Annotated in this window: 11 protein-coding genes and 2 pseudogenes; 6 read left to right on the plus strand and 7 right to left on the minus strand. The window is 34.9% G+C overall.

Annotated features, from left to right (window positions below; translation table 11 throughout):
- Positions 1 to 302 (minus strand): annotated as a pseudogene (locus A2290_07820) (DNA-binding protein).
- 220 nt (positions 303 to 522) lie between these two features.
- Between A2290_07820 and A2290_07825 the strand changes: the two are divergent.
- Together A2290_07825 and A2290_07830 are read left to right on the plus strand one after the other, a co-directional pair.
- Complete coding sequence (locus A2290_07825; GenBank protein ID OGC14794.1) at positions 523 to 873, plus strand: hypothetical protein; 351 nt, start codon at positions 523 to 525, stop codon at positions 871 to 873.
- Positions 874 to 881: 8 nt separating this feature from the next.
- Complete coding sequence (locus A2290_07830; protein ID OGC14801.1) at positions 882 to 1136, plus strand: hypothetical protein; 255 nt, start codon at positions 882 to 884, stop codon at positions 1134 to 1136.
- 47 nt (positions 1137 to 1183) lie between these two features.
- On the opposite strand, the gene A2290_07835 is transcribed toward A2290_07830, so the two are convergent.
- Positions 1184 to 1705 carry a hypothetical protein gene (locus tag A2290_07835; GenBank protein OGC14802.1) on the minus strand — a complete coding sequence of 174 codons (522 nt, stop codon included), beginning with the start codon at positions 1703 to 1705 and terminating at the stop codon, positions 1184 to 1186.
- Between the two features lie 160 nt (positions 1706 to 1865).
- On the opposite strand from A2290_07835, the gene A2290_07840 reads away from it, so the two are divergent.
- Positions 1866 to 2117 (plus strand): hypothetical protein, encoded by a 252-nt coding sequence (locus tag A2290_07840; GenBank protein ID OGC14795.1) that lies wholly within the window; start codon positions 1866 to 1868, stop codon positions 2115 to 2117.
- Here the strand turns inward: A2290_07840 and A2290_07845 are convergent.
- From A2290_07845 to A2290_07865, 5 genes are all read right to left on the minus strand, one after another.
- A complete protein-coding gene (locus A2290_07845) occupies positions 2067 to 3296 on the minus strand; it encodes a glycosyl transferase family 1 (GenBank protein OGC14796.1) in 1230 nt (409 codons plus the stop codon). The genes A2290_07840 and A2290_07845 overlap by 51 nt on opposite strands.
- Positions 3297 to 3298: 2 nt before the next feature.
- The gene (locus A2290_07850; protein ID OGC14797.1) at positions 3299 to 4012 is read right to left on the minus strand and encodes a hypothetical protein; all 714 of its coding nucleotides are present in this window, start codon (positions 4010 to 4012) and stop codon (positions 3299 to 3301) included.
- 13 nt (positions 4013 to 4025) lie between these two features.
- Positions 4026 to 4763: a trehalose-phosphatase gene (locus A2290_07855; protein ID OGC14798.1), complete on the minus strand. Its 738-nt coding sequence runs from the start codon at positions 4761 to 4763 to the stop codon at positions 4026 to 4028.
- The gene (locus A2290_07860; protein OGC14803.1) at positions 4763 to 6223 is read right to left on the minus strand and encodes a trehalose-6-phosphate synthase; all 1461 of its coding nucleotides are present in this window, start codon (positions 6221 to 6223) and stop codon (positions 4763 to 4765) included. The genes A2290_07855 and A2290_07860 overlap by 1 nt, the downstream gene beginning before the upstream one ends.
- A gap of 296 nt (positions 6224 to 6519) precedes the next feature.
- On the minus strand, positions 6520 to 6726 hold the full coding sequence (locus tag A2290_07865; GenBank protein OGC14799.1) for a hypothetical protein: 207 nt from the start codon (positions 6724 to 6726) through the stop codon (positions 6520 to 6522).
- A 139-nt stretch (positions 6727 to 6865) separates the two neighbouring features.
- Here A2290_07865 and A2290_07870 point away from each other — a divergent pair, with 139 nt between their 5' ends.
- The 3 genes and pseudogenes from A2290_07870 to A2290_07880 all read left to right on the plus strand — a co-directional run bounded on the left by A2290_07870 (position 6866) and on the right by A2290_07880 (position 8620).
- Entirely contained in the window at positions 6866 to 7267 is a 402-nt protein-coding gene (locus tag A2290_07870; protein ID OGC14804.1) for a GNAT family N-acetyltransferase, read from the plus strand.
- A 133-nt stretch (positions 7268 to 7400) separates the two neighbouring features.
- Positions 7401 to 8393, plus strand: a complete 993-nt coding sequence (locus A2290_07875; GenBank protein OGC14800.1) for a hypothetical protein — start codon at positions 7401 to 7403, stop codon at positions 8391 to 8393.
- Positions 8384 to 8620 (plus strand): annotated as a pseudogene (locus A2290_07880) (hypothetical protein). Before A2290_07875 ends, A2290_07880 begins: the two are co-directional and overlap by 10 nt.

The raw sequence follows: 8620 nt of genomic DNA on the forward strand, positions 1-8620 counted from the left end.
TGCTGACTGTTTAAAACAGAAGAAAGCATCGCTATTCCATTTTCAGTAAAAACATTAACATTTTTAGAAAATTTTATGTTTTTAGAGGATATCACAGTTTGTGATATCCTTAGAATTTCCTCTCTTGTCAAGAAAAACATAAAGTCAGAAGGAAATCTCTCAACATTTCTTTTAATAGCCTGATTTAAAACAAAAGTCCTTACACCATAAAGCTCCGCCAAATCTTTATCAAGCATCACCTTCTGGCCTCTTATAAGATAAATCCTCTTTTCAATAATCTCAACAGGCACTACATTTTCCATAAAAACACCTCTACCAAGTTACTAGCAATTTTCATGCCACGGATTAAATAGTAGAAAGCAGTGAGTTAAGAATAAAAACGACGGAAAGTCAGCAATTTTTGATTGACATGGCAAAATATTTTCGCTTATTATATAGTTATACTCAATTCAAAAAAATCCTAATTGAATAAGGAATAATTTTATAAACTTTAATCTTTAATCTCATAATAAGGAAAATGCTATGAAAAAATCCAAAAACGAACAGGTTCAACGATTTCTTGAAGATATTATTATGTTTAATGACAAACAATTTAACATCTTGCAAAAACTTCGTGAAATTGTTTTTAAATTTTATCCGAAAACCAATGAAAGGATGATGTATGGCGGCATTATGTTTTCTATGGAAAATGATTTTGGCGGCCTTTTTGCAAGAAAAAACCATGTTTCTTTTGAATTTGGAAAAGGATTTATTATGAAAGATCCAAAAAAGCTTCTTGAAGGAACAGGAGAATTTCGCCGTCACTTGAAAATTAGATCTTTGAATGATATAAAAGACAAAAATGTGGATTTCTTTGTTAAGCAAGCGGTATAAATATGAATATCAACAAAACAGAAATTTTAAAAAATATTTGTTATACAGAGCTTGTTTATATAAGAATAAATAAAAAGCTCAATATCAATCTTTTAAAAGAACAAATTGAAGAATTTATATTTAAAACCATAAAAGAGACTGGGAAGCCGTTTTTTTCAAAAATTGGAAAAAACTTTTATATTACAAACACAAAAAACAACATAAAAATAACAATAAATTCAAACACTTTCAGAGTCATAACCGTTGATTGGATTGAAGAATAAATATAAAACATCGCACAGCGATACCATCATTGGACATTCTTTTCATCTCACGCCAAAAACCCCATTTTCCTCTTAGGCTTTTCAGGCACGGCAAGCATTTGCTTTATAGTTTCAAAAATTAGTTTAATATCTTCTGTATTGGTTCCAACTTTAGCTTCAAGTTCTTTCAATTTTTCAGCTAAGGCTTTATTGCCCTCAATTAAAGCCCTAAGTTTCGTAAAAGTCCTCATTATTTGTATATTTACTTGAATAGCTGTTTTGCTTCTCAGGATAGAAGACAACATCGCCACCCCTTGCTCGGTAAAAGCATAAGGTAAATACTTTTTATGTTTACCTCTTAAAGATTTACCATCATTAACCTTTAAGGTCGCAAATTGCGACCTTAAAAAGTTTGTCTCATCATTCGTCAATTGAAACATAAAGTCTTCAGGGAATCTTTCCATATTTCTCTTAACTTGTTCATTAAGTCTTTTTGTAGAAACCTGATATAACAAAGCCAAATCAAAATCCAACAAAACCTTATGTCCCCTAATCAAATAAATCTTACTTTCTATCCTCTCAATCGGCATCAAGTTATTCATAATAAAACACCTCTACCAAGTTACTAGCAATTTCCATGCCCTCCTACACCCTACTGCTACTGTTTTTCTTGTTTGACAGATGGAAGTTAATTAATTAGTATATAGTTAAGTTGTCGAAAATAATTTTTTATATTTTTTCTTTATACTTATGAAAAAGTTTTTCAAGAATGTACTTATATTAATATTTATTTTTTTCACACTTATGACTAAAAATAATGTTCAGGCAAAAATAGCTGCACCAAAAGAAGTTGAACCATTAATATATAATGGTATAAAATTTACTGCACCCCATAATCATCATGGCTTTATTGAAGCATGGAATAATGATACTGGTGAAAAATTATGGGATTTAAAGATTTATGATGTTTTTATTTTTATGTTCGAGCGCGATAAACAGTAAAAGATATTTTCGTATTTTGCTGGTAATTAAAAATTTTTCCCTTACATGCTCTCTCCCATACTGCCCAAGCCTTTCTGCAACTTGAGAATTGTTTAATAAATATCTTATTTGATATGCAACCCCTTCAATTGAATGGGCAAGAAGCCCTGTAAAATTATGTATAACCTGAAGAGGGATACCCCCGACAGCACTCGCAACAACAGGCTTACCTTTCCATAGGGCTTCGGTAACCGTAAGCCCAAACCCTTCTCTTTGCGATTTTTGAAGGACAATAGTTGATGCGCGTTGAAGTGCATTTACCTCAAAATCGGAAAAAGGAGGCAAAAGAAGAATATGAAAATCTTTCTCTCCAGAAGCTCTTTCTTGTAGCTCCGATAAAACTTTTGACCCTTCAGGATCATCATTTGCTGTCCCTCCTGCGTAAACGAATATGCAGTCTACATGCTTTTTTACAAGCTTATAAACTTCAAATACGCCTATAGGGTCTTTTAGGTAATCAAACCGTGAAACTTGCGTGATAATAGGTTTATCAGTTGGGATGTTATGTTTTTTAAGAACATCATCAATCTCTTTGCTTGTTAGATCCCTGTTTTTTTCGGCAAACGGATCAATTGCCGGATGAATAAGATATTGTGGAAGAGGAAGTTCTTTAGCAAAGCTTGGAGAAGAAAAAATAGAGGCATCATATTTTTCTATATATTTTCTTAGAAAATCCCAAACAAATTGATTAGGGCTTGAAGTATCTATATGGCAGCGCCATACCCACTTGGATTTGGATGCCCCTTTTTTTTCAATTAACGGGAGGGGTTGGGGGTCGTGAATTATCACGACATCTTCATCAAACAAAAGTTCCGCCATATTTTTTTCATTTGTTTCCTTAAAATCATCGAGCATCTGGGGTGTTATTGAAACCTCACTCCCATGGAGCGCATTGTGGAAAGCTTTTGTAACATTGAAAAATTCGCCACCGCCTTTTATTACATCCCATCGAACTTTTAATCCAAGTTCATTATAAAGAGGAACAGAACGATGAAGCATCTCTGCTACCCCACCTCCAACAGATGTTGAATTTACCATTTTAACGGTTTTGCCCTGCAATTTTTCTGCGAGCAGCATAATTTCGTCGAAATTTTGCGGTCTTATAATTTTTGAATAATCTGAAAATTTTATTTTAGCCATAATTATTTACCAAAAATGAACTTGATTATCTTATCCAAAAATCCCGGTTCTTTTTCTTTTTTTTCTACAAGGCATAAGTCAATTATCCTGGATTTTAATTCATCCATTGTCATAAAATATGGATCAAGCCGCTCTATTTTTTGCGCCAATATTTCATCTCCAAACGAACCTCTTATCCAGTTTGAAAAATCATTTGTTTTATGCCCCAATCTCAATCGAGCATCAAAAAAATGGTAATAAAGAGATCTCATTCCAACCTTATCAAGCGCTTCAGTAAATTCTCTTATTGTAACTACTTCATACGGGGTTGCAACAACAATTCCAATATTGCTTAAAAAATAAAATTCTCGACCGCGAGGAGCTTTTGCCGTTATTGAGTTGTTTTTTATATAATCTTCGATTATTTTTACAAGTTCGGTTCGCAAAGAACTTAAATCTGTAAAATCTTTAACATTAACCGAGGCAAGCTTTTCGGCCAAGCCGCTTTCTTCTAAATCTTCCCCCACCCAGCGTGCAAAATCGTTTGAATATTGTCCTGGCGCAAAAGTATAATCCCTAAAAGAATGGTGGACATGATAGAAAATGGAAGACTCATCTATCTCTTTTAAAATTTTAACAAAACTTTCAAGATCAAAAGCCTTTTTCCCTGTTATTTCAACCAAAAGAGAAGATGTGTAAAAACGAAAAGGCTCTTTTGCGATTTTTTCTGTTTCCATTTTTTATTATTTCCTATTTATTAAGCCAACGTAAAAACCGATAGACTGCCTTTATGTTTTTTAATCGGTATTTTGCCAGAGTTTTTCTCTTTTTGCCAACATAAAAAGTCAATCCCTTCTCTCTCAAAGCATGAAAAGAATCTTCATCGGTTGAATCATCTCCTATATAAATAGGCAGCATCTTTTTGTCCTTAAGCTTTTTAAGAATCCATAAAACGGCATGTCCTTTGTTCCAATTTATCGGAGGCCTAAGTTCAATAACTTTCTTGCCATATGTTACTACAATTTCTTTGTTCTTTACATGCGGGGAAAGCACTTCCGTTGCCAGGGCTTTCACTTTGCCTTGCAAAGAGGCTGCGACTTTGCGGTAATGCAGGCTTGCCGTTAACTTTTTATCTTCAACTTCCACCCCATAAAAGGGCAGTTTTAGTTCAATCTTTTTTAACACTTTCTTTAAAAGTTTTCTAAAAGGGCCGACCTTTGGATGCACAAATTTAAATCCATGCCCCGATACTTCAAATCCATGGTTTCCAATATAACCAATTTGTGAAAGATTGACAAGGGATCTAACATCGGCAAGGGATCTGCCCGAAACAATAATGACTTCAAAAGAATTGTTTTGTGCGAGTGTTTTTATTATTTTTCTGTCTTTGGCTGATAATCCGGCCTTTCTAAAATCTTCTACAATTGGAACCAGTGTTCCGTCGTAATCAAGGAAAATAATAAATTTTATAAAACTTTTTAACGCCATTACGCAAGCCTTAGCAAGGATTGAATTATTTTCCCCGCCCAACGGTAAATGTTATTTTCGGAAACAATGCTTTTCATTTTCAGCATTCTCTTTTCCTTCTCATCTTGAGGCATTTCCAAACCTGTTTTTATGGAATCAGCGAAAGCATCAGGAGCATAAGGATTAACAAGAAGGGCATCGGTCAATTCTCTTGCCGCCCCCGTAAATCTAGAAAGAATAAGCATCCCTTTTTTGGGGTCGGCTGTCGCTATATATTCTTTTGCAACCAAATTCATTCCGTCATGCAGAGACGAAACGATGCAAATATCTGCCATCACATAAATAGCAACCAGTTCTTTTTGGGAAAATTGCCTTCTTACCAAGATTATGGGGCTCCAATTGCCATTGCAGCTGTCGTTGCAATATTTCCAATTAATGCGTTCAACCTGCGCGTTAATTTCATCATTTAAATCTTTATATCTTTGGATGTGTATTCTGCTTAACACACCAGCTTGGATAAAAGTAAACTTGCCTATAAATTCCGGATACTTTTCAAAAAATTTATCTATGGCGTTAAACCGTTCTGGAATCCCTTTAGTATAATCCAACCTGTCACTGCCAACTCCTATCAGGCGATTTTCCAACCCGTATTCCTTCTTTAGTCTTTCTATTTCAGATTGTAATTCTGGCAAATTGGCATCAGAACTCATCTTTTCGTAATCGACGCTTATTTGGAAAGGCTTTACAAGCGTTTCTCTGCCTGAGGAAATAATTGTCGAGCTTACCTTATCCACTCTGACCTCCAGTGTCTGGTCTACAGTGTTTAAGAAATTATCAACATGATATGGAATATGGAATCCAAGAAGATCTGCGCCAAGCATTCCACGCAAAATTTCATCTTTCCACGGACAGATACGGAATGCTTCAGGGTTTGGCCATGGTATGTGCCAAAAAAGAGCTGTTTTGATCTCCGGGTTTATCTCCCTTAAAAGTTTTGGAACAAGCGTTAGATGATAATCTTGGATAAAAACAAAAGCTTTTTTATCTCCGACTTCATCGAGAATCGTTTTTGCAAATTTTTCGTTTACTGCTTTATAATGTAGCCAGTCGGCCTCGTCAAATTTTGGTTTTACATAAACTATGTGGCATAGGGGCCAAAGAGTTTCGTTTGAAAACCCGTAATAATATCCTGTTTCCTCAGCCTTGTTTAGCCAAAGTCTTCTTAAAGTGTATTTTGGGTTTTCAGGCGGGACTAAAATTCTGTTTTTTTCATCAACAACTTTTCTGTCTGCTTCTCCTCCCCCATGGGCAACCCAGACCCCCCCACATGTCCTTAAAACAGGATCAAGCGCCATTGTCAAACCGCTCGCAGGAACAACGCACTTTATTTCATTTGCAAAGTAGTTATGTATGTATGGTTCACGATTTGATGCAACAACAAAAAGATAATCTTGTAACTTTTCAGATACTAGAGCCTTCAAGCTTTCCTTTGACCAAAGCATAAAACACCTCACAAAAACAATAATCTATTATCCGATAGTTTATCAAAAGAACATTTTAACACAAAGACAGGTTAACCTCTAAGAATTAACGATTTTACCTTTTGTATTTTTAGCCTTTCTATCTGTGTTTTTTGAAAATATGAAGAGTTATTTGCCATAGGTATTTGGTCAATTTTGCCAAAAAAATCAGGAGGGAACCATACTATCATTGGACATTGGAAAACTTGTCCTGAGCTTGTCCTGAGCTTGTCGAAGGATTGGACATTCTTTTCATCTCACGCCAAAAATCCCATTTTCCTCTTAGGCTTTTCAGGAGGAAGCATTAATTGCTTAATCGCATCAAAAACTCCAACTATTTCATGATCATGCATTTCAACTTTTCGTTCAATTTCTTTTAATTTATGCTTTAGCTCATTATTTTCAGAAAGAAGCCGCCTCAATTTTACAAATGTTCTTATTATAAATATATTCACCCCGATTATTCATAGACAAACAGAATTCTAGCAGAGTGTTGGAAATTTTCCCAGGTATGAACCCCGATTTCCTAATCGGGGTAAATAATCGGGGTTAATTCTTGTATAATTAAGTTGTACAACATTGCCACCTAATAAGATAAAAAAAATGATCACATACAAGGAAACCAAAGATTTTAATGAAACTGATTTAAAGAACTTATTTTTATCGGTAAACTGGTCATCTGGAAATTATCCTGATAAGCTAGTAATTGCAATGAAAAATTCTGATACAGTAATTTCAGCATGGGATGGAGAAAAGTTGATTGGCTTGATAAATGCTTTATCAGATAAAATAATGACGGTTTACTTTCATTATTTGCTTGTAATGCCTGATTATCATTCTCAAGGAATTGGAAAATCTTTGCTTACAAAAATGCTTGAGATATATAAGGAATATGCAAGAAAAGCAGTTATTGCATATAACAAAGAAATTGGATTTTATCAAAGATGCGGATTTGAACCACATTCAGATAAAACACCAATGTTTATCACTTTTTTGACAACATGAAATGGTAGGAACAATAGCACAACAGTGGCTACGCGAAAAATAATTATAAAATATCTTGAAATTTTCTGTAAACCCGCCGATAACCTATTGTAAGAGCCATGAATAAAAACAATTATTAAAAATAGGAGGATTTATGAGTTCCAGCGTAGGACTTAAGGCAATCACTACAGTTTATAGTTATCGCCATCCTGAAGCCAGAAGGGTTATTGATAGTGTGATCAAAAAAGGTTTTCCTCACGGGCAATTTTTACGTGCAACAGAGCCGACTGGTGGGTTAGATGGTTTTCATGACCCGGTAATTGATAAAGTACTCAATTTTTATGCCGATGATGTCCCGTCAATGAAAACTTTTTCTTATCGTTATCCAACTTCAGGCTCGGAGGAAGGAATACGAGAAATAATGACCAAATTACAATATGAGGGAGTGCAAAAGTTTTATGTATTAGAAGGAGAATACGAAGGATATAAAACAGTAGGAGAAACAAGGCAAATGGAAACAGTAGCGGTTAAAGAAGATGTTGATCCTTCTAGTTTAAAGCCCGGTTATTGGTTTATCTCAAATCCTTCTGCCAGGGATGGCAACATTATTCCTGATGATTTTATAAGAAGAATATGTGATGCCGGCCACCAGGTTTTTTATGATCTTGCGTATATGGGTTCAACTGCTCCACATGTTTATGACTTAAGCCATCCCAACATTTTTGCAGCAGTAATTTCCATGAGCAAACCTTACGGTGTTTTTTATGACCGTATAGGTTTTGCTTTTAGCCGTAAACCAGTTTCTTCTTTGTATGGAAATAAATGGTTTAAAAGTATTTTTGCTCTGATGATTGCAGATGCGCTAGTTACCCAGTTACAAAAAGGAGAAATACCAGCAAAATACAAACCAATTCAGGCAGAAATTATTGCAGATATAAATAGAGAATATAGCTTGGATTTAAAGCCAAGCGATGCTTTTTTGTTAGCATACTTGAAGCCTGAAGATACAAGCCATCTTTCTCCATCCCAAGTGGAAATGCTTGCTCCTTTTAAAAGGGGAAACAATTATCGCTTATGCCTTACCCGTTATTTTATTGAACGAGACACGGAAGCGCAACAGCTCTTGGAGGATAACGCATGTCAGTAAATATGGAAATATCAACTTTAACAGTTATGGCGTGGAAAGGTAAAAAAGTTGGAGCTTGTAATTTAAAATGTCCTTACTGCATTAGCCATATGACCCATCGTATTGAACCCGAAGGACGATCTATGATACAACCAGAGAGAATTGCTTTTTTAGCAGATAAATATAAAAGGGTTTGTGCTGGTATTCCTTATGGCATTATCAGCTCGAAAGGGGAAACTACGTTAACA

It is taken from the genome of candidate division WOR-1 bacterium RIFOXYB2_FULL_36_35 (genome assembly GCA_001771505.1).
GTDB lineage: Bacteria > Margulisbacteria > WOR-1 > XYC2-FULL-46-14 > XYC2-FULL-37-10 > XYB2-FULL-36-35.

What these genes read in the sequence shown, in the direction of transcription:
- A2290_07825 (OGC14794.1), top strand. Translation starts at nt 523, where the DNA reads ATGAAAAAATCCAAAAACGAACAGGTTCAACGATTTCTTGAAGATATT.
- A2290_07835 (OGC14802.1), bottom strand. Translation starts at nt 1,705, where the DNA reads ATGCCGATTGAGAGGATAGAAAGTAAGATTTATTTGATTAGGGGACAT.
- A2290_07840 (OGC14795.1), top strand. Translation starts at nt 1,866, where the DNA reads ATGAAAAAGTTTTTCAAGAATGTACTTATATTAATATTTATTTTTTTC.
- A2290_07845 (OGC14796.1), bottom strand. Translation starts at nt 3,296, where the DNA reads ATGGCTAAAATAAAATTTTCAGATTATTCAAAAATTATAAGACCGCAA.
- A2290_07850 (OGC14797.1), bottom strand. Translation starts at nt 4,012, where the DNA reads ATGGAAACAGAAAAAATCGCAAAAGAGCCTTTTCGTTTTTACACATCT.
- A2290_07855 (OGC14798.1), bottom strand. Translation starts at nt 4,763, where the DNA reads ATGGCGTTAAAAAGTTTTATAAAATTTATTATTTTCCTTGATTACGAC.
- A2290_07870 (OGC14804.1), top strand. Translation starts at nt 6,866, where the DNA reads ATGATCACATACAAGGAAACCAAAGATTTTAATGAAACTGATTTAAAG.
- A2290_07875 (OGC14800.1), top strand. Translation starts at nt 7,401, where the DNA reads ATGAGTTCCAGCGTAGGACTTAAGGCAATCACTACAGTTTATAGTTAT.